Raw genomic sequence first — 20,994 nt, forward strand, 5'->3', positions numbered from 1 at the left:
AGCACTGCGGCCGCACTAGGCGGCCGCAGCGGACAAAGCAAACAGCGTCAGGTCCTCTTGGCCGAGATCACCGCTTCAGACACATTGCGCGGGGCTTCAGCGTAATGCTTGAACTCCATCGTGTACGTCGCGCGGCCTTGTGTGGCGGAGCGCAGCGCGGTCGAATACCCGAACATCTCGGCCAGCGGCACCTCAGCCTTGACGATCTTGCCGCCACCACCCGCAATGTCTTCCGTGCCTTGCACCATGCCGCGCCGGGAAGACAAATCCCCCATCACGTTGCCCATGTAGTCTTCGGGCGTTTCCACCTCCACGGCCATCATCGGTTCGAGCAGGATGGGGCCGGCCTTGCGCATCGCATCTTTGAAGGCCATCGAGCCGGCCATGCGGAATGCGTTTTCGTTCGAGTCGACGTCGTGGTACGAGCCGAAGGTCAGACGCACCTTCACGTCCACCACCGGGTAGCCGGCCAGCACGCCCGTGTTGAGCGTGTCGCGAATGCCCTTGTCCACCGCCGGGATGAACTCGCGCGGGATCACGCCGCCCTTGATCTCGTCGATGAACTCGTAGCCCTTGCCCTCGTTCGGCTCCAGCGTGATGACCGCATGGCCGTACTGGCCGCGCCCGCCAGATTGCTTGACGAACTTGCCTTCGACATCCTCGGCGGCTTTCTTGATGGTCTCGCGGTAGGCCACCTGCGGCTTGCCGACCGTGGCTTCCACGCCAAACTCGCGCTTCATGCGGTCGACCAGGATTTCCAGGTGCAGCTCGCCCATGCCCGAGATGATGGTCTGGCCGGACTCCTCATCGGTCTTCACGCGGAACGACGGGTCTTCCTGCGCCAGGCGGTTGAGCGCAATGCCCATCTTTTCCTGGTCAGCCTTGGTCTTGGGCTCCACGGCCTGGCTGATGACGGGCTCGGGGAACTCCATGCGCTCCAGCACGATGACGTTCTCGGGATCGCACAACGTCTCTCCGGTCGTCACGTCCTTCAGGCCCACGGCGGCGGCGATGTCGCCGGCCAGCACTTCCTTGATCTCTTCACGCTGGTTGGCGTGCATCTGCAGGATGCGGCCCAGGCGCTCCTTCTTCTGCTTGACCGAGTTGTAGACCGTGTCGCCCGAGTTGATCTTGCCCGAGTACACGCGGAAGAACGCCAACTGGCCGACGAACGGGTCGGTCATGATCTTGAAGGCGAGCGCGGAGAACGGCTCACTGTCGCTGGGGTGGCGCTCCAGCGGCTCGTCCTTCTCGCCGTGGCCTTCAATGGCGGGAATGTCGACCGGCGAGGGCAGGTAGTCGACCACGGCGTCGAGCATGGCTTGCACGCCCTTGTTCTTGAACGCGGAGCCGCACAGCATCGGCTGGATTTCACCCGCAATGGTGCGTTTGCGCAGGGCGCGCTTGATCTCTTCCTCGGTCAGCTCTTCGCCGCCGAGGTATTTGTTGAGCAGCTCTTCATCCGCCTCTGCAGCAGCTTCGACCATTTTTTCGCGCCATTCCTGCGCGATGGGTAGCAGGGCCGGGTCAATGTCGGTGTACTCGAACTTCACGCCCTGCGAGGCATCGTCCCACAGGATCTCTTTCATCTTGACGAGGTCGACCACGCCGCGGAAACCGTCTTCGGCGCCGACAGGAATCTGAATCGGCACCGGGTTGCCCTTCAGGCGCTCGCGCATCTGGCGCTCGACGCGAAAGAAATCCGCGCCGACGCGGTCCATCTTGTTGACGAACGCGATGCGCGGCACCTTGTACTTGTTGGCCTGGCGCCAGACAGTTTCCGACTGCGGCTGCACGCCGCCCACCGAGTCATAGACCATGCACGCGCCGTCGAGCACGCGCATGGAGCGTTCCACCTCGATGGTGAAGTCGACGTGGCCCGGGGTGTCGATGATGTTGATGCGGTGCTCGGGGTAGTTACCGGCCATGCCGCGCCACATGCAGTGCGTGGCCGCCGATGTGATGGTGATGCCGCGTTCCTGCTCCTGCTCCATCCAGTCCATGGTGGCAGCGCCGTCATGCACCTCGCCAATCTTGTGATTGACCCCGGTGTAGAACAGGATGCGCTCGGTCGTGGTGGTTTTGCCGGCGTCGATGTGCGCCGAGATGCCGATGTTGCGATAGCGCTCGATGGGGGTCTGGCGGGGCATGATGGATCTCTTGGAGAAAGACTCGCATCGCCATCTCCGCACCATGCGAAGGGCGAATGTGCGAGTGGGAACACATTATAGGATTGGTCCTATCTCACCGCATGTAGGGGTATTGGTTGGTGATTCAACCCTCACCCCGGGCAAGATCACGCAATCCGGCGAAGTCCAGCAGTTCAATCTCGCCATAAGCCACCTTGAGGATGCCGCGTGCCTGCAGGTCTTTGAGCACCTGATTGACGGTCTGGCGGGACAGCGCCAGCAGTTGCGCAAGCTGCTCCTGCGGCACGCGCAGCACGCGGCGGGTGCCCAGGCGCAGGTCGCCGTAGCCGTCGGCCATCAACAGCAGGCGCCGGGCCACGCGTACGGAGGCGGGCAGCAGGGCGGTTTCTTCCAGCACCGTGAAGGTCAGACGCAGCTTGTGGGTCAGCAGCAGGGCGAAGGCATGCAGCAGTGCCGGGGTGCTGTCCAGGAGGGCAATCAGCGCGGCCTGCGGCATGTGAAGCAGCGTGGTATTGGCGTCGGCGCGGGCGTCGTGGGTGCGCGGCTGGCGGTCGAAAACACCAATTTCGCCAAACCAGTTGACGGGCTCCAGCACCGCCAACAGGGCTTCACGCCCCTCTGCGCTGGTGGCGCCGATGCAGATCGTGCCTTCCACCACGCAATACAACCCGTCAGGCGGATCACCGCGCCGGAACAGCACATCGCCTGCGCTCAGGCGGCGCGCGGCGGCAATGCAAAGCAACGCGTCTTGCAGCGATGCGTCTAGCGAGCCGAACCAACTGCTGGCGTGTAGGCGTTCACGGTACGACGCAGCATCTGCTGGTGGATGGAGGAGCGCGGAGCGGTCCATGATGGGGCCGGCAACTGAAGAGGGCTTCGGAAGCGCGAATTTGTCGGCTATGTGACAGAGCGCCGTTCCATCCGCTGACTAAGATGAAAGGATCATAACGAGGGGGCAACTGCAGCGTCCATGCTGCAAACGCACAAAAACCGGAGACCACGATGCGCAGCCTGTCAGACCACCTTTCCAACTACGCGGCCTATCACCAGGACGGCCGCAATATCGCCACGCACTTTGTCGGCATCCCAGCCATTGTGCTGGCAGTGGCGATTCTGTTGTCCCGGCCCGTGTTTGCAGCGTTGCCCGGAGGCGTGGCTGTTACGCCGGCGCTGTTCTTGCTGGCGGCCGTTACGGTGTTCTACCTGCGACTGGACGCAGCGTTTGGCGCTGTGATGTTTGTGTTGATTGGCCTGTGCGTGTGGATTGGCCAGCAGGTGGCCGGACATTCGGTGGCGGCGTGGCTGTCGGCGGGCATCGGCCTGTTCGTAATCGGCTGGATCATCCAGTTTGTCGGCCACTACTACGAAGGGCGCAAGCCGGCCTTTGTCGATGATTTGGTGGGGCTGGTGGTTGGCCCGCTCTTCCTGGTGGCCGAGACCGCCTTTGCGATGGGCCTGCGCGCGCCGCTGCGTGACGAGGTGGCCAGCCGCGCGCGTGCCATGCGTGCGGCGCTCGGCGGCAAGCCCGTCGCCGCCTGAGCACGCCGCTCCGGCTTAATTGCTTGAGTGCTTCGCGGCCGGCTGAAACGCCGGGGAGCGATTCTCCATGCCGGCAAGCACCGCCTCACGCTGGTTGGCTGCGCCGATCAGGCGGTCCTGCTCGATCGATTCGGCCAGCAGGATGGCAGCGGTATCGCCGTCCTCCACAACGCGCATCAGGCGCTTGGCTGCCCGGATCGCGTCCGGGCTCTTCTGCGCAATTTCTCGTGCTGCCGCCAGTGCAGCCGCGCGCGGGTCGTCAGCCACCTGGGTTGCCAGACCCAGGGCGCAGGCTTCCTCACCGTTGACGACACGCCCGCTATAGATCAGCTCACGCAGCCGGTCGGGCCGCACGAGGCCACGCGTGAGGGCCATGCCGCCCATGTCGGGCACCAACCCCCATTTGATCTCCATGACGGACATGCGTGTGTCGGCGCGCACGTAGCGAACGTCTGCGCCCAGTGCAATCTGCAGCCCACCGCCGTAAGCGACGCCATGCACTGCCGCCAGCACCGGTACCGGCAGATCGCGCCAGACCGTGCAGGCGTACTGCGGCAGGTTGGCCGATCCATGCGTGCGTCGGGCTAACCGGCCGGCGCTGATGTCTGAGCTGCTTTCGCCCTTGCCGAGGCTTGCCATGCTGCCCATGTCCAGCCCGGCGCAGAACGCGCGACCTTCACCGGACAGCACCACGGCGCGCAAGTCTGGTTCATTCATCAGGCGTTCACCGGTTGCGACCAGGGCCTCAAACATGGCCGGGTCGATGGCGTTCATCTTCTCGGGCCGGTTGAGCCGGACTTCGGCCACGCCGGCCTCGATGCTGAGCAGGATGCGTTCTGTCATGGTGGGTATGTCGGAAGTTGGGACTGCCGCATCTTATCGCCTGTGCTGCCGCGGGCGAAAGGCGGCCACGGGCTGCCTGCGGAGCCTGTACAGAATGCTGCGCTGGTCGAGGAGTCTGGCTGCATTGCCCGAGGCCGAGCTGGAGAAGCTGGAGACCAAGGCTGCGGCGTTGGGCGATTGCACTCTCGGTAGCCATCTGCTGCACGAGGCAGACGTCCGCCGGGGAGCCGAGTTTCGCAAGACGCTGGAACGTTAGCTGTCGGAGCGGGTATTGAGGTGTTAGTCGTTCTGCGCGTGGGCCCAAACCGTCACCAATTGTATTTGGCGCTGGCTAGCACGGTGCGCTCGTTGCCGAATACGCAAACCGCGTATGACTGGCAACCACTGATGTAGCGACGGTCGAACAGGTTCATCACGTTCAGTGAAAAACGCCAATCGCGCGTGCCATAGTGCAGCGCTGCGTCGTACAGCGTATAGCTCGGGACCGTCAGCGAATTGTCCGGCGCACCCGCCGACGCGCTCTGGTAGCGGATCCCGCCGCCAATGCCGAATCCCGCGAGGGCTCCGGTACGCCATGTCCAGTCAGCCCACAGCGACGCCATCTGGCGCGGCCGTGGAATATCGACCGGCCAGTGGTTCAGCGACGCGTCGTTCGCCTTCACGTTCTTCACATCCTGATAGATGTACGACGCGATCACCGATAACTCGCGCGTCAGGTTGCCGACCGCGCTCAACTCGATGCCGCGCGAACGCACCTCGCCAGTCTGCACGGAGGACATGCCGGTGGGGTCGAGATTTCTCGGCGCCGGTGCCACGACGTTCGTCTGGTTGATCTGGTAGACGGCTGCGCTCAACATCAGCTTCTCGCCAAGCGGCTGCCAGCGCAGGCCTGCCTCGGTCTGCGTGCCGCGCGTTGGCTGCGGCAATCCTCCGCCAAACATCCTCACACCGATGACCGGGTTGAACGATGTCGAATAGCCGACGTACGGCGAGAGCCCGTAGTTGCCGCGATACGTGAGGCCGACGCGGCCCGAGAACGCGCTGACGTCCTGGTTGGTCTGCGTGCCGGCCCCGCGGTCGTCCTGGCGCACGTTGGCCCAATCCTCGCGGCCACCGAGCGTCAAGACCCAGCGGTTCCATTTGATCTGGTCTTGCGCGTAGGTACTGACCGTGCTCATCGCCGTGGTCAGATTGGGGTGGCCCAGGAACGTCGGGCCCGAGAAGATTGCGGTCGTGACTGGCGTGTAGACCGGATTGTAGATATTCAGCCGCGGCGCGAGCGCGAGCCACTCGCTGTCGGTCGTCGTCTGCCGGCTGTACTGGAAGCCAAGCAGCACGGTGTGTTCGAGCGGCCCTGTGCCGAAACGCGCCTGTGCAGTGTTGTCGATATCGAAGCGGCTGTAGTTGAACTGGAACAGCCCTGCGTAACGCGTGATGTTGGTGGTGCTGCCCGGGGCGAGGCCGGCGCCGAAGACCGATGCGTCATCAAGCGACAAGTGCATCCAGCGTACGTTCTGGCGCAATGTCCACGTCGAATTGAGGTTGTGCGAGAACTGATAGCCGAGCGACCACTGCTTCTTTCGGTAGTCATTGAATGTCGGGTCGCCCGTGTAGACGTCATGCGTGAGCTGCCCATTGGGGTTCGGCAGCACGGTGCCCTGCGCAGGTAGGAAGTTGTGTGAGAAATCACTCCGGTCCTGCAGGTAGGTCGCCGTGAGTGTCAGCGAGGTGTCGGCATCTGGCCGCCAGCGCAGTGAAGGGGCAAGGGCGACGCGCTGCTCGTCATGCGGGCCGGTCAGTGCGTTACCGTCGCTTGCAACGCCGACGAAGCGATAGGCAACTCTGCCGTCGGCGTCGAGCTTGTCGCCGATGTCGAGCATCGTCTCCTTCCGCGCGTAGTTGCCGATCTGCACACCAGCCTCGCGCACGCGCTGGCCGTCGGCCTGCTTCGTCTGCACATCGACGATCGCGCCCGGATCGCCGGCCCCATACAGCACCGACGTCGGCCCACGCAGCACAGTGACGCTATCGATCGCATACGGGGCAACGCGCCAATCCGCGATGACCGTCGTGCTTGGCGCTTGCAACCCGTCGACAAACAGAGAAGGTTTAAAGCCTCGCAGCGTCGCATACAGGTCCGAGCGGTTGTCGGATCCATACGATGCGAACCCTGGCAGGTAGCGCAGTGCCTGGTTGAGGTCGGTCGCGCCGGCCATCTCGATCTGCTGCTCAGTGACGACGTTGGCCGTTTGAGGAATCTCGGTGACCGGCGTATCGGTCTTCGTTCCCGTTGCGGTGCGCTGACCAACGAGGCCGACTGACGGCACGTTCGCCACGCCTTTCACAACGATCTCCGGCAGTGCGGCGACCGGCGCTTGCGTAGCGTCCACTGGTTGCGCCGCCTGCGCGTATGCATGGCCAGCGGCCGTTGCGCAAAGCATGGCTCCAGCGGCGATCGCCCGTCCGCTCTTTCGTTGCGCTACGCTGCACAGTTGCCGTGAAGTACATCGAAGGTCCGAATACCCTGCATTTCGCTGACCGGAGCTTGGTTGCAAGTTCATGAGTTTCAACGAGGGCTTCGTTTTACTTGGATGCGTTCAGGAAGATGCCAGGCGTGGCCTTGTGGAGGCGCGTCGCCGCGGGCAGGCGGTGGTGTGACGCCTATTGGCGCGCGCAGATTGTAGCGGGGCGACGCGCAGAGGTCTGTGGCGAGCGACACCAACCTCGTTACGGCATCCGGATGACCGTGACGTGGTCGATTGGCCTACACCCGCTAGGTCAGGATGCGGTCCAGATCAACAGAGGTCAGATCAACCTGGTCTTGTGTCGAACCAAGAAGCGCTTCTATTGCCGCAAAATCCAAGGCATCGACGCATTTTTGGACTTCGTCGAGAAAGCTGGCATAGCCGGGGACATTCGCAAATCTGCTGATCCAGTCTTCCACGTCTGTCAGGCGACCGTTTCTGGCGAACTGGGCAAGTTCATCAAGGTCCTGGGCTGGGGGCTTGAGCGTTGGGGTTCGGGAGCGTGCGGGCTCGGTCCTGGGCTGTGTTGGGTGGGGGAGGTCGTCCACATCGATCAGGGCATGTCCAAGGGCCGGTGCGGTGATTTCGAAAGCGAACGATGTGCCAACGCCGGGTTTGCTGGAGACAAGCAGTTCGCCGCTCATGGCTTTGACGATGCGCTGTGCGATAAACAGACCGAGTCCGGTACCACCGTTGATTGCCTGGACTTGTTGATAGGCACCGAAAATGTCTGTCTTCTTCGTGACGTCGATCCCGATGCCGGTGTCGGCAACCTCAAGGCCGATGCGATACCCGTCGGCCTGCTTGTGTGCCTTGATGGTTAGCGTTACAACGCCACTGCGCGTGAACTTTGAAGCGTTGGATAGGAGGTTGAGCAAGACTTGCTGAAGTCGGATTCCGTCGATCTCCAACGTTTTCGGCAGCGGCGTCAGCGGCCGATAGATGAACTGGTTGTTCTGCTGTGCGCAAAGTGCGATGGCATAGCCGGCAATGTCATCCAGAAGGTCAGGCAAGTCTACGGGGCTGGGAGAAACGCCGAGTGGCTGCAGTTCGGCCTTCGTATATTCCAGCAGCTCATCAATGAGGGTCAGTTGGTAGCGGATGCTTCGGTCGATGGATTGGATCAGCTTGGCCTGACTCTGTGTCGCGCTATCCAGCAGGAGTTTCGCGTACCCGTTGATCGTGGACAGGGGGGCGCGCAAGTCGTGGCTGACATACCCAAGGGTTTCGATTTTCTGCTGCATGCTGGTTTGCGCTTGGCCCAGCGCTTCGTTGAGCGCGACCGTCCGTTTGGCGACTTCGTCCCGCAGCCGATCCTGTTCCGTGAGTTGCCAATGTTCCAGCCGCTGCCTTGCTTCTGTGCGCTGACGGCCCACATGGTTGATCCAGGCCGCCAGAACCACGAGATGCGTGGCAAGGCCGATGATCGCAATGACGGGATTGGGGTAAATGTCGGACTTGAGCCATGACAGCGCCGAAGGTAGCGCATCGAGCCCTTCGACAGTCCGTATCAGCAAATTGAACAGAGCAAAGCAGACCGTTACCAGCAACAGACGGCCGGTAGGGGTACCGCGCTTGGAGAACAGCAGCGCAATGCAGATATTGAGGATGCCGAGTGCGACGCTCAGTTGCAGGCAGAACCGCGTAAAGACAAGGAGATCGCCGAACGCAGCACCGATCATTCCAATGCACTCGAGACACAGTATCGCCAGGTAGATGACCTGCACTGGCATCCTGACCTTTTCTCCGCGAGCAATCTTCAGGATGAACGCAATGAAGAGTGCAATGGCAAGATACACAAACAGTATTTCGCTACGCGCCGACCATTCGGGCGCATGCGGCCACAGATACGCACGGGTATAGCCGCGGATGGATGCCTCAAATAGCGCAGTACTCAGGGTCAGCCCCGCCAACAGGTAGAACGCGCTGTTGCGAGAAAAGAATCCGATCAGCAAGGCGGACCACGCCAATGCCAGTAGGCCACCAAGGAATCCGAAGTTCCACAAGGCAGCGCGAATCTCCTTTGCCTGCCATGCCTCCTGGGCAAAGGCCATGGGCTCCAGTTGCAATGTCTTGCGGGACGTGACTCGCACGATGACAGGGATCTTCTCGCCTGGATGCAGCGTCACGTTGAGCATCGGATACCGAGGCGGTGCTTGATTCGCGTCGATGCCGGTGATTGGGAATACGGCATCCAGTGTCCAGCGGCCGCTGCGGGGGCTGTAGAAGTCCGCCCGATCGACACGTGCGTCGTGCAGCGCCAGCACGATTGGGCGCTCGACATTGTCGTGGTTGACCAATGTGAGGCGGACCCACCAGGCAGACCGTGAGAATCCAGGATTCAGTCTCGCCTTTGTGGCCGGTACAAAACCACCACGATCGCTCTTGGGCAGAGCAACGATCGCTTCGAGCGGCATTGCGGCGGTGGTGTCTTCGAATATCGATACATCTTCCAGCAGCTCTGGGCCCGCGGCCGTGGCGGCCCAGGCTGCCGGAAGGGGCATACATGCAAGCAGCAGGAAGCACAGTGCAGTGCGAAACAACACTGCGCATGCTTTGCATCGTTCACGCATCGGTGTTCGGGACCTGGATGGGATCGGTGGTGTCGACTTCGCGGTGCTGCCGCTTCCAGGCGGATGGCGTGGTACCGAAGCGGTCGCGAAACGCCGTTGCAAAATTGGCGGCGCTGGAAAAACCGATCTCTTCAGCGATCTCTCCGGTGCCCATCGATGTTCTAGCGAGAAAACGCTGCGCCATCTGCAGCCGCGTGTCGCGCAAATATTCGAAGACGGTCTTTCCGAGATGGTCGCGGAATACCCGAGACAGGCGCTTTTCGTGGGTGCCCACCTGCTTGGCTAGATCTTCGACGGTGGGTGGGTTGCGCACGTCACGCAGCAGAAGCTGGCTGGCTGCGCGTACCAAGGACGCATCCGGCGTGTCGGGGAGCACGGGCAGGTAGTGCTCGGAACGACTGTTGAGCGCCTTCTTCAGATGATTCCGGATGCGTGCAATGACCTCTGCGGGTTCAAACGGCTTGACGATATAGTCAATCGCTCCGATTTCGAGCCCCTCGAGTCGGTCATCGAGATCCGTCGCTGCCGTCAGCATGATGATCGGGATGGCCTGTGTAGAAGGCGTTGCAGTAAGCAACCGGCACGAGGCAAAGCCATCCATGCGGGGCATACGCACATCCATCAGGATCAGGTCGGGGGCCACTGCCTGTGCCCGGTGATAAGCCTGGACGCCATCGAATGCAACACTGATCCGGCAACGGGCAACACGCAAAATCTCGATCAGTAGTTGAAGCTCGTTCGGGCAATCATCGACGACAAGGATGTGCGCGCCGGCGAGATCCGGGGCGGCACGAAGCGACGTCGAATTTGACGGGCGAGATGGCATGACGACGGGCAAGCGGAGACGGGGGGGCAAACCGAGGGGCATCGTGGTCCGCGCATGCGCCATGGTTCCGCGCAAGTATAAGCGGACATCTGTGACATAGCGGGAGGTTGCGCGCGGTTGGCCAAACGCGATGCCGCTTCGGAGAAAACGTTGTCTGGCATACAGCGCAACCGCTTGAGCTGACCCCATACCCCGCACAGGACACCGGACAGGGTGAACGCCGCCATGACTGTGCCAATAACCTCCTCGCTATTGTGGCTAAGCACATCAGCCGCGCACGCGAGAGGTGTGCTCAGTAGTCCAGCGGACTCTCTATTGATGCATCTCCGGTTCGCGCGCACCGTCCTTGCCTAGCGTTGAGCCCGGCAGGCATCCGATCTTGTGGGAACTTTGAAGATTCATCCGCTCGGGCAAAGTATTTTTCCGCCGATCAAAAAACGCGCCTACCCGGATGCTCCCAAAATGCACAGCGTCTATTTTTAGGCGGGATTTGTTGTGCCTCCTTGGAATGGATTCTTGCTTCTCAAAAACACGCTGACCACGTTGTTTACAATTGTTTGAAATTTCAGACGAGGAGAATTTGTTCTTAATTGCTCCTTAATTGGTAATATTGCGCGCCATGTCAGCGTGGTGTCGTACGGTGTTGTTGCATAAACCCGTCCGGTGCGACCTGCTGGCGTTACGTACAAGAGAAAAAAGTTGAGCCGAATAGCGCTGTAAAAAAATGGGTTGGCTGCAAAGATTCTCAGCGTCTTTTGGGAAACTGCGCAGGAACAGACAGAAGCGACGTTGCGGGTTGTAGGGGAAATTGACTGTAGCCGGCTTGAGCTACTGCTTTTTAAGGGTTCGGGAGTCGGTCCAGGGTTGGTGCGGTTGGCGAGAGGCGGGGTGTGGCCATCGTCAAGAGCTGTCGCCAGTCCTTCATAGCGAGTCAAAATGAGAGGTTCTTTCGTGCCAGGGTGCTTGGTCTGCGCTCAATGGCAGGCATTGCTGCGCGCACGCGGGCAGGCCTGTCTGCTTTGTCACGAAATGCGCTCATAACGCAGTTCTAAATCTGAAGGCGGTATTTGCAAGCACGATTTTATCGTGCGGGCAGCATTCGCTCATTCATTTTATAGACCTCATCTCGCCGTTCCCCTTTTGTTTCTACCCGTTTTTACCTTGCTTGTTGCTGTCATTTCATTTAGCGGCGGCGTCGGGCATGCGTCGAAATATTTAAATCAAACGGTTACGCATGACGGGCGGTCGTTTGTTGATAACGGGGCGTTCCAAAGATGGAATATCAGGGTGGGGGTTATCGCCGGCACAGCGCTTTTCGACGTGCCTGGTGGAAGCGTTGCGGGTTGTTCTTACTGGCATCGTTGGCATGGTTGCTGGCATCGCCAGCATTTGCCAACAACCTTTGCCGCATGGCCGATCCGAACTCGAAGGGGGTCCATGTCGATGAGATCTGCTGGCTGCAGTTGGATGGTGTTTCACTGACGGCAGACGGTTCGACACCTCTGACATTCGATCTGCCCGATGGCTCGACCATGACCCTGACTGCGGTCGTGAGCAACGTCGGGACCAGTTCTGGCCTGAGCGGCGTGCAGGCGCCATCCTGGACCGGGTCCCAGTTCAGCGGCACCAGCGGCTACTACACCATCTATACGCCGAACAAGGCCGCGCTCTATACGAACAATGGCGGCGTCGCGAACCACACCACGGTCACGCTGCAGGACATTCACATCTATAACCCCGCAGGCCAGGAAGCGACCAACAGCTTCGAAATGGTGCTGGCGGATGGTGAGAGCACGAACACCGGCGAAAACCTCGATTTCGGGGTGGTGTCCGGGGGGAGCACGCTTCATCAGGTGGAGTGGCTGGGCGCGTCGCCAAGCAACAACCTTACCTATGGGATGCCGGGCGTGACGCCGGGTGTCTCAGCTACGCCCGCATCCGCCTGTATTGGTATGGTGGACTGCGTCCGACTGGTGGGCAAAAGCGGCACCGCCAACGCCGCAGTGTTCTCTACCACGCGCACCGGTTCCCCGTTTACCGTGATGGGGCAAGTCCACACCAACGGCTCCAGCCTGCAGGGCATGGCGTTTGGCGTGCGCTGGGGTGGGGTGCGGCTGCGCAAGGCGCTGCCGAGCGGCCGCCTGGACCCATCAGACCAGTTCACCTACCGCGTGCTCAATGCCCGCGGTAACGAAATCATCAACACGTCCACATCGGGCACCGGTACCGGCAACTATCCGTACATCAGCGGCCAGGCTGTCATGCCGGGCAACGTGCTCACCCTGATCGAGCAGATGGCGCCGGGCAGCCGCTACACGCTGGCGCAGTACGACAGAACGATTGCCTGTACCAACGGCAATGCGGCTTCGAGCACGGTGCTGCCCAGCGGCTCGTTCGATCCGGCCAATCCGCCAACGCTGAACCTGCAGCAACTGGCCGACCGGGTGGACTGCACGCTCACCAACATCCCGCGTGTGGTGGATCTGGGCATCACCAAGGCGGCGCCTGCCACCGTGCAGGCGGGTCAGCCAATGACTTACACGCTGACCATCGCCAACACTGGCGCCTACCCCGCCACTGGCGCCACCTTCAAAGACACGATGCCCGTGGGCATTACGGGTGTCACTGCCGGCAACGTGAGCTGCGGTAACCCGACCGGCGGCGCAATCTGCGGGGCGCTGGGTACCAGCGTGACCGGCAGCGATGCCGCGGGGTACGTGATTGCCGGCGCGGTGCAGAGCCTGCCGGCCGGCAGCAGCGTACAGATCACCATCAATGTGAATGCGCCTGGCGCGGCAGGAAACATCAGCAACACCGCGACCGTGCAGCTGGCCGCCACCGATACCACGGTTGCGGAACCCGCAACGGGCAACAACAGCGCGACGGTATCAACCACCGTGCAGGGCACGCCCGCCATGTCGGTCACCAAGACGGCCTCGCTCAATGACGCCAATGGCAACGGCAAGGCGGATGTGGGCGAAACCATCCTCTACAGCATCACTGCCGTCAACAGCGGCAGCATCGTGCTCACCGGCCTGACGGTGTCGGACCCCAAAGCCGGCGGTACCGCACTGGCGTGTACGCCAACAACCATCAACCCGGGTGCCTCCGCAAATTGCGGCAGCTTTACCTACACGGTGACGCAGGCCGATGTGGACGCCGGTGTGCCGATCCACAACGTTGCGACCGTCACGGCCACGCCCTCGGGCGGCGGTGGCCCCGTCACGTCGACGGGCGTTGTTGATACGCCGATTGGTGACCCGAAGATCGCCGCCAACAACGACAACTACACCGTGCCCAGCGGCGCGGCAGGGGGCTCGCTTGGCAGCGTGCTCGTCAACGACACGCTGGGCAGCACGGTGGGGCCGACGAGCGGAACCGGCAAGGGCAACGTGACGTTGACCTGGGGCACCACCACGCCCACGCCGTCGACCGGGGGCTTCACGCTCAATCCTGACGGCACGATCACGGTCAAGCCCGGCACGCCGGCGGGTACCTACAAGATTCCGTACACGGTGTGCGACGCCGTGCACCCGACCAATTGCGCGGCGGCGACGGCCACCATTGTGGTGGGCGCGGCGCCCATTGCGGCCAGCAACGACAGCTACACCGGCATCGATGGCACGGCAGGCAACAGCAGCGTCGGCAATGTGCTGGACAACGACACGCTCAGTGGCGCCAAGGCGACAACGGGCACGGTCAACATCAGCGTGACCTCGCCGTCGAGCAACCCGAAGGCGGCGCTGGACCCGAACACCGGCCTGGTGTCGGTGGCACCGGGCACGCCGGCGGGCACGTATACGATCGGCTACCAGATCTGCGAGAAGCTAAACCCGACCAACTGTGCGAGTGCCACGGCTACCGTGACGGTGGCACCCGGCAAGATCATTGCAAGCAATGACACCTACACCGGGACGAACGGCGCTACCGGCAACCCGCAGGTCGGCAACGTGCTGGACAACGACACGCTCAACGGTACGAAGGTCACGCCGGGCACCGTCAACGTGAGCGTGACCACGCCGTCGAGCAATCCGAAGGTAACCCTCGATCCGACGACTGGCGTGGTGTCGGTGGCGCCGGGCACACCGGCCGGCACGTACACGATCGGCTACCAAATCTGCGAGAAGCTGAATCCGGCCAACTGCGCAAACGCTACCGCCTCGGTGACGGTGGTGACGGGCCCGATTACGGCGGGCAGCGATAGCTATACGGGTATCGACGGTAACGCCGGTAACGGCAGCGTCGGCAACGTGCTGGACAACGACACGCTCAACGGCAGCAAGGCGACAACGGGCACGGTCAACATCAGCGTGACCTCGCCGTCGAGCAACCCGAAGGTGACCCTGGATCCGACAACCGGTGTGGTCTCGGTGGCGCCGGGCACCCCGGCCGGCACGTACACCATCGGCTACCAGATCTGCGAGAAGCTGAACCCGACCAACTGCGCCAACACCACGGCCACGGTGACGGTGGCGCCGGGCAAGATCATTGCCGGCAACGACACCTACACCGGCATTGACGGCAACGCCGGCAACAGCAACGTTGGCAACGCGTTGGACAACGACACGCTCAACGGCACGAAGGTTACGCCGGGCACCGTCAACGTCAGCGTGACGACGCCATCGAGCAACCCGAAGGTGACGCTGGACCCGAACACCGGCCTGGTGTCGGTGGCACCGGGCACGCCGGCCGGCACGTACACCATCGGCTACCAGATCTGCGAGAAGCTGAACCCGACCAACTGCGCGACCGCCACGGAAACCGTGACGGTGGTGCCGGGCAAGATCGTTGCCAACAACGACACCTACACCGGCATCGACGGCAACAGGGGCAACAGCAGCGTGGGCAACGTGTTGGACAACGACACGCTGAATGGCACGAAGACGGCGCCGGGCACGGTCAACCTGAGCGTGACCTCGCCGTCGAGCAACCCGAAGGTGAGCCTTGACCCGAACACCGGCGTGGTGTCGGTGGCACCGGGCACGCCGGCGGGCACGTACACCATCGGCTACCAGATTTGCGAGAAGCTGAACGCAGGCAACTGCGCAAACGCGACTGCAACGGTGACGGTGGCGCCGGGCAAGATTGCGGCGGGCAATGACAGCTACACCGGTGTCGATGGCTCGGGTGGCAACCCGCAGGTCGGCAACGTGCTGGACAACGACACGCTCAATGGCGCGAAGGCAACGCCGGGCAACGTCAACGTAAATGTGTCAACGCCGTCGAGCAACCCGAAGGTGAGCCTTGACCCGAACACCGGCTTGGTATCCGTGGCACCGGGCACGCCGGCTGGCACGTACACGATCGGCTATCAGATTTGCGAGAAGCTGAACCCCGCCAACTGCGCCACGGCCAGCATTTCGGTGACGGTGACATCGCAGCCGCTGCAGGCGACCGACGACGACTACCGTCAAGCCCCCGTGAACGGCGCGACCGGTGGCCCGATCGGGATCATCCTGGGCAACGACACCCAGGGCGGCAAGCCGATCGCTAACCCGGCCAACATCAACCTGACGCTGCTGGACAACGGCGGCTTGCCGGGCCTGTCGCTGCGTCCTGACGGCACCGTGATGGTGCCCCCGGGCACGCCCGGCGGCAGCTACACCCTGCGCTATCGCATCTGCGACCGGATGGCGCCGACAAACTGCAGCGACGCCGCGATCCGCTTTGCCGTGAGCGATGACGCGCTGCTGCGTGTAAACAAGCAGGCAGCACCGCAGAAGGTGAACGTCGGCGATGTGGTGCGCTACACGCTGACCGTGCAAAACCCCAGCAAGACCGATATCCACGGCGCGGTGCTGGTGGATACGCCGCCCGTCGGTTTCAGCTTGATCGCCAGTTCGCTCACGGTGACGGGTGGCAACGGCAACAGCCGTCTGGTCGGTTCCAGCCCGATCCGTGTCGAAGGCATTGACCTGTCCGCAGGTGCCTCGATGACGGTGGTCTACATGCTGCGCGTGGGGCCTGGGGCTTCCGCACGCGGTGAGTACGTCAACACCGCGCTGCTGTTGCTCAACGGCATGCGCGTCAGTAACCAGGCACAGGCAACCGTGCGCCGCGATGCCGATCCGCTGTTCGAAGAAACCCGCGTCTTCGGTACCGTGTTTGACGACCGCAACGGTGACGGCTGGCAAGCCAGCGCCAATGCGACCAGCCTGCGCGTACAGGGCGGTTTCAATCCGGACGCCTACGTACCGGGTTCCACCACGGTGGACCGCGGCGACGGCCCGCGCCCCGAGGCCGATGCCAGCGCACCGCTGCTGCACGGCATCTCACTGGGCAGTCTGTCAGGGCGCCTGAGCATGGCACAGCCCGTGAACAAGCATCGCATCGTCATTTCGCAGCGCCTGCGCGAAGCCGCCTTTACCGATGACTTCACGTTGACGACGGCAGAAGGCAGCAAGGTTCGCCTTTACGCAGACGGCCGCACGGAAAGCACGCCCAGCGGTGATGTGGCGAAGCAGCTCTCGTCCCAGGCCTTGAGCGTTGAGCGTCAGGTCACGAAGGAAGACGGCGGCACGCTGCGTGTCGACTACATCATCGTCAACAGCGGCCTGGAAGAGCGCGGTATTCCGGGGGTCCGCATCGCGACGGTCGAGGGCAACATCATCGAGACGGATGCCTACGGGCGGTATCACCTGGAGGGCATCGACGTGGCGAACATCGCACGCGGGCGCAACTTCATCATGAAGGTGGACCCGGCAACGCTGCCGCCACGCAGCGAGTTCACCACGGCCAATCCGCTGGTCAAGCGGATCACGCAGGGTGTGCCGGCACGCTTCGACTTCGGCGTCAGGCTGCCGACGGCGGTACCAGCCCAAGCGGGCGCTGCGGTGCAGGGCAACGGTGGCAAGGAGGGACAGCAATGAACACGCGTCTCGCCTCCCAAACCTTGTCCCGGCCCCGCTCGAAGACCACCAAGACCATGCGACTCAAAACGCTGGATGCAGCGATTGCTGGCATCCTTTTCGTGGGCTATGGGATGCCCGCCTCGGCACAGACACTGTCTGCCGACAAACAACCCGCGGCCATCGGACAGGAAGCCGTGGCCACCCATTTCAGCATCGACCTGCCCAACGGCGGGATGGTCTGGGCAACCGAAGACCCAGCGCAAACGACGCCTGTACTGAGCGTGCAAGCCGGGTCCGAAGCGGCGGTCGAGGGTGGCCGCATCGTCGAGCCGGTGAAGCTGCAGGTCTATAGCAACTACGCCGCCTTCATCAAGCGGATGCAGATCAGCATCTACCGCGCCGAAGACACGGACTTGGTGACGCCACTGGCGACGGTGGATATTCCGCCCGGCGGCGTGGTCCAGGCAACGTGGGACGGCAGCCTGCCAGACGGCACGCGTGTGCGCCCTGGGGATCGGCTCACCTACATCCTGCGCGCCGCGGCGGCCGATGGCAGCGTCGACGAGACCTATCCGCGCAGCCTGCTGCTGGTGTCTCCGGCAGACCGGCAGCGCATTCTTGACCAGATGCACCAGAACGCCAGCGGCCCGCTGCGCGCGCTGAGCGCCAGCGAGCTGGAGTCGCGCGCGCTGCTCGACAGCACGTTCGGCAACAACGCGCTGCGCCAGCAGAACATCATCATTCGCGGGTCGCGGGTGCGCGTGTTCGGGCAGAACGTGCCCGAAGGCTATGGGCTGACCATCGACGGCCAGACCGTACCCGTGGACCAGCGCGGCAAGTTCGTGGCCGAGTATCTGTTGCCGACCGGCATGCACCGGTTTGCCGTCGACGTGAAGGGCCCGAACGGAGAGGGCAGCAGCTACCCGCTGGACATCAACGTGCGCGAGAACTACCTGTTCGTCGTCGCCATTGCGGATCTGACGATGTCCAAGAGTTCGATCAGCGGTGACGGTGCATCGGGCCTGACCGTGGACGACCGCTATCGCAACGGTTTCCTCGACGAGGGGCGGTTGGCTTTCTACACCAAGGGCAAGGTGGACGGGCGCTACCTGTTCACCGCACAGGCTGATACGACCGAACGCAACGTCGGCAATCTGTTTGACGGGTTGTTCAAGGCGGACCCGCGCGACGTGTTCCGACGCCTGGACCCAAACATGTACTACCCGGTGTACGGCGATGACTCCACCACGTACCGCGACATCGATACGCAGGGCAAGCTGTACCTGCGGGTCGATTGGGACAAGAGCCAGGCCCTGTGGGGCAACTACCAGACGGGCTTCACGGGTACGCAGTATGCGCAGTACGTGCGCAGCCTGTATGGCGCCGCGGTCGACTGGCGCAGCCGCTCCAGCACGCCGCTGGGCGATCCGAGCACGCAAGTGAAGGTGTTTGCCTCGCAGGCGCAAACGGTGGCGGGGCACTCGGAATTTCTCGGCACGGGCGGTAGCTTGTATTACCTGCGGCATACCGATCTGCTGCCAGGTTCCGATCAACTCGTGCTGGAGGTGCGCGACCCTTCCACGGGGAGCGTGGTCAATCGCATCTCGCTGGTGCGTGGCATCGACTACGACATCAACGAGATGCAAGGGCGGATCATGATGACGAAGCCGCTTGCCCAGATTGCCGACCAGAACACCAGCACGCTGTTCCGTGATCGCCCCACCGGCGGCTACGAAAACCACCTGTTGGCGGATTACGAATATGTGCCGAGCGGGTTCGACAGCAACAATGTGACGGGTGGCGTGCGTGCCAAGCACTGGTTTGGCGAGCACGTTGCCGTGGGCGGCACCTACGTGAGCGAAGGGCGCTCGGACCAGGCGTACACCATGAAGGGGGTGGACGCGACGCTGCAGGCCGGACGCGGGACTTACCTCAAGATGGAGCACTCGCAGACGCAGGCTGCGATGGCGCCCATCTTCTACTCCGACAACGGTGGTCTGAGCTTCATGCAGATCAACCCGCAAACGCAGACCAATCGCAGCGGCAACGCCACTGCCGTGGAAGGTCGCGCCAACCTGCGTGAGCTGGGGTGGACGTCACGCGACTGGACCGTCGGCGCCTGGTGGCGGGACGTGAGCTCGGGGTATTCCGTGGCACGTGCCGACCTGGGCTACCCCATCCGTGAATACGGCTTTGAGTATGCCGGCCAGGTGCGGGAAGACATCCGGATCGCTGGCCGCTACAGCAAATCCGAGCGTGGCACGGATGCCCTGGAGCAGGCACAGGCGCAGATCGACTGGCGCCTGGCAGAGCACTCCGACCTGATTGCCGAAATCCGCCGCGTTACCGAGACCTACCAGGGGAACAGCGGCACCGGAACGCTGGCAGCACTGGGCTATACACGGCGCCTGATCGGCACACTCGACGTGTATGGCACCGGGCAGATCACGCTCGATGATGATGGCGGCGCTTACCCGCGCAACAATGCCGCCACCGTGGGTGCGAAGTACCAGTTTGCCAATCAGTCTTCCGCCGGCGCCGAATACACGGCGGGCAATCGGGGCAATGCGGCCAAGCTCATGGGTGAATACCGGATGAGCCCCGATCACTCGCTGTACGGCAACTACACCCGCCTGATCGACTCCACCGGCGTGTACGACCAGTCGCCACTGCTTGCGCAGGCGCCCAGCAGCATTACGCTGGGCCAGCGCTGGCGCATCTCCAACACGACCAATTTCTACAACGAAACGCAAAGCCTGAAGAGCGGGCCCACTACGGGCGTGGGGCATACCTTTGGTATGGACTTCTATCCCGCACGCGGCTGGACGACGGGTTTCAGCCTGCAGCAGGCAGAACTCGATGCCGTGAGCGGCGCGGGCAAGGTGCATCGGCAGGCCGCCAGCGTGAACGTGGGCCTGACCCAGCCTGGCACCACCTGGGCCAGCAAGCTGGAATACCGCAACGACGAGGGTGCCGAACAGCGCCGGCAGTGGGTTTCGGCCAACCGCGTTGGCTACGAGATCAACGAGTCATTGCGCCTGGGCGGACGCTTCAACTGGGCCAATACCAGCGATGCCAATCAGCCAGTCAACGATGCGCGATACACCGAGGCCAGCCTCGGCTTCGCCTGGCGGCCCTGGAACAGCGTGCGATGGACAGTCATCGGCAAGTACACCTATCTGTACAACCTTGCCTCGGCCGGACAGGTGGACGGCAGCACGGGGGCAGGCCTGTTGCCTGATCAGCGCTCCTCCATCTGGTCGCTGGAAGGTATCTATCGATTGGATGCCAACTGGGAGTTTGCTGCCAAGCTCGCCACCCGAACCGGTGAAGCCCGCCTGGATCGCGGCAGCGGTGATTGGTACAGCAACCGCGCGACGTTGATGGCTGCGCAGGTGCGCCGGTACGTCTACGGCGGCCTGAGCGCGATGGGCGAGTACCGTGTGCTGCGCGCCACTGACGGCGGTACGCGGCAAGGCTGGCTGGCCAGCCTCGACTACGACGTTGCCAAGCATGTCCGCCTGGGCGTGGGCTACAACTTCACTAGGTTCAGTGATGACATGGCCAAGCCTGGATACCGGTATCGCGGCTGGTTCGTGAACGCGGTGATGTCCATCTAGGCCTGATCGACTTGACGCCACGTGCCGCAGGGCGCTGATTGAAACCCAGCGCTGTGGCGGCCACGTC

The 20,994-nt window shown here is 62.7% G+C and carries 10 protein-coding genes; 4 read left to right on the forward strand and 6 right to left on the reverse strand.

All coding sequences use genetic code 11. The annotated features are described in order from the left end of the window. Positions 1 to 47 precede the first annotated feature (47 nt). Both fusA and R2N11_RS19225 read right to left on the reverse strand, forming a co-directional pair. Complete coding sequence (gene fusA / locus R2N11_RS19220; protein WP_199031800.1) at positions 48 to 2,150, reverse strand: elongation factor G; 2,103 nt, start codon at positions 2,148 to 2,150, stop codon at positions 48 to 50. Positions 2,151 to 2,274: 124 nt separating this feature from the next. Then, a complete protein-coding gene (locus R2N11_RS19225) occupies positions 2,275 to 3,000 on the reverse strand; it encodes a Crp/Fnr family transcriptional regulator (RefSeq protein ID WP_316682020.1) in 726 nt (241 codons plus the stop codon). A gap of 152 nt (positions 3,001 to 3,152) precedes the next feature. Between R2N11_RS19225 and R2N11_RS19230 the strand changes: the two genes are divergently transcribed. Further along, a complete protein-coding gene (locus tag R2N11_RS19230; protein WP_199031798.1) occupies positions 3,153 to 3,689 on the forward strand; it encodes an Mpo1 family 2-hydroxy fatty acid dioxygenase in 537 nt (178 codons plus the stop codon). 15 nt (positions 3,690 to 3,704) lie between these two features. On the opposite strand, the gene R2N11_RS19235 is transcribed toward R2N11_RS19230, so the two are convergent. Then, positions 3,705 to 4,532 carry a crotonase/enoyl-CoA hydratase family protein gene (locus tag R2N11_RS19235; protein ID WP_199033261.1) on the reverse strand — a complete coding sequence of 276 codons (828 nt, stop codon included), beginning with the start codon at positions 4,530 to 4,532 and terminating at the stop codon, positions 3,705 to 3,707. Between the two features lie 94 nt (positions 4,533 to 4,626). On the opposite strand from R2N11_RS19235, the gene R2N11_RS19240 reads away from it, so the two are divergent. Beyond that, complete coding sequence (locus R2N11_RS19240) at positions 4,627 to 4,788, forward strand: hypothetical protein (protein WP_316682021.1); 162 nt, start codon at positions 4,627 to 4,629, stop codon at positions 4,786 to 4,788. Between the two features lie 52 nt (positions 4,789 to 4,840). On the opposite strand, the gene R2N11_RS19245 is transcribed toward R2N11_RS19240, so the two are convergent. The 3 genes from R2N11_RS19245 to R2N11_RS19255 form a co-directional block, all read right to left on the reverse strand. Beyond that, entirely contained in the window at positions 4,841 to 6,973 is a 2,133-nt protein-coding gene (locus tag R2N11_RS19245; protein WP_316682022.1) for a TonB-dependent siderophore receptor, read from the reverse strand. A 332-nt stretch (positions 6,974 to 7,305) separates the two neighbouring features. Continuing rightward, positions 7,306 to 9,630 (reverse strand): sensor histidine kinase, encoded by a 2,325-nt coding sequence (locus R2N11_RS19250; RefSeq protein ID WP_430715457.1) that lies wholly within the window; start codon positions 9,628 to 9,630, stop codon positions 7,306 to 7,308. Then, positions 9,623 to 10,456 carry a response regulator transcription factor gene (locus R2N11_RS19255; RefSeq protein WP_316682023.1) on the reverse strand — a complete coding sequence of 278 codons (834 nt, stop codon included), beginning with the start codon at positions 10,454 to 10,456 and terminating at the stop codon, positions 9,623 to 9,625. Before R2N11_RS19255 ends, R2N11_RS19250 begins: the two co-directional genes overlap by 8 nt. 1,409 nt (positions 10,457 to 11,865) lie before the next feature. Here R2N11_RS19255 and R2N11_RS19260 point away from each other — a divergent pair. Together R2N11_RS19260 and R2N11_RS19265 are read left to right on the forward strand one after the other, a co-directional pair. Further along, a complete protein-coding gene (locus tag R2N11_RS19260) occupies positions 11,866 to 17,325 on the forward strand; it encodes a DUF7507 domain-containing protein (protein WP_316682024.1) in 5,460 nt (1,819 codons plus the stop codon). Further along, positions 17,322 to 20,927, forward strand: coding sequence for a hypothetical protein (locus tag R2N11_RS19265; RefSeq protein WP_316682025.1), 3,606 nt, complete (start codon positions 17,322 to 17,324; stop codon positions 20,925 to 20,927). Before R2N11_RS19260 ends, R2N11_RS19265 begins: the two co-directional genes overlap by 4 nt. The last annotated feature ends 67 nt before the right edge of the window (positions 20,928 to 20,994 follow it).

This window comes from Ralstonia flaminis (assembly GCF_958415495.1).
Classification (GTDB): Bacteria; Pseudomonadota; Gammaproteobacteria; order Burkholderiales; family Burkholderiaceae; genus Ralstonia; species Ralstonia flaminis.

Coding starts and splice junctions, on each gene's coding strand:
- fusA (WP_199031800.1), bottom strand. CDS start 2,150: ATGCCCCGCCAGACCCCCATCGAGCGCTATCGCAACATCGGCATCTCG.
- R2N11_RS19225 (WP_316682020.1), bottom strand. CDS start 3,000: ATGGACCGCTCCGCGCTCCTCCATCCACCAGCAGATGCTGCGTCGTAC.
- R2N11_RS19230 (WP_199031798.1), top strand. CDS start 3,153: ATGCGCAGCCTGTCAGACCACCTTTCCAACTACGCGGCCTATCACCAG.
- R2N11_RS19235 (WP_199033261.1), bottom strand. CDS start 4,532: ATGACAGAACGCATCCTGCTCAGCATCGAGGCCGGCGTGGCCGAAGTC.
- R2N11_RS19240 (WP_316682021.1), top strand. CDS start 4,627: ATGCTGCGCTGGTCGAGGAGTCTGGCTGCATTGCCCGAGGCCGAGCTG.
- R2N11_RS19245 (WP_316682022.1), bottom strand. CDS start 6,973: ATGCTTTGCGCAACGGCCGCTGGCCATGCATACGCGCAGGCGGCGCAA.
- R2N11_RS19250 (WP_430715457.1), bottom strand. CDS start 9,630: ATGCGTGAACGATGCAAAGCATGCGCAGTGTTGTTTCGCACTGCACTG.
- R2N11_RS19255 (WP_316682023.1), bottom strand. CDS start 10,456: ATGCCATCTCGCCCGTCAAATTCGACGTCGCTTCGTGCCGCCCCGGAT.
- R2N11_RS19260 (WP_316682024.1), top strand. CDS start 11,866: ATGGCCGATCCGAACTCGAAGGGGGTCCATGTCGATGAGATCTGCTGG.
- R2N11_RS19265 (WP_316682025.1), top strand. CDS start 17,322: ATGAACACGCGTCTCGCCTCCCAAACCTTGTCCCGGCCCCGCTCGAAG.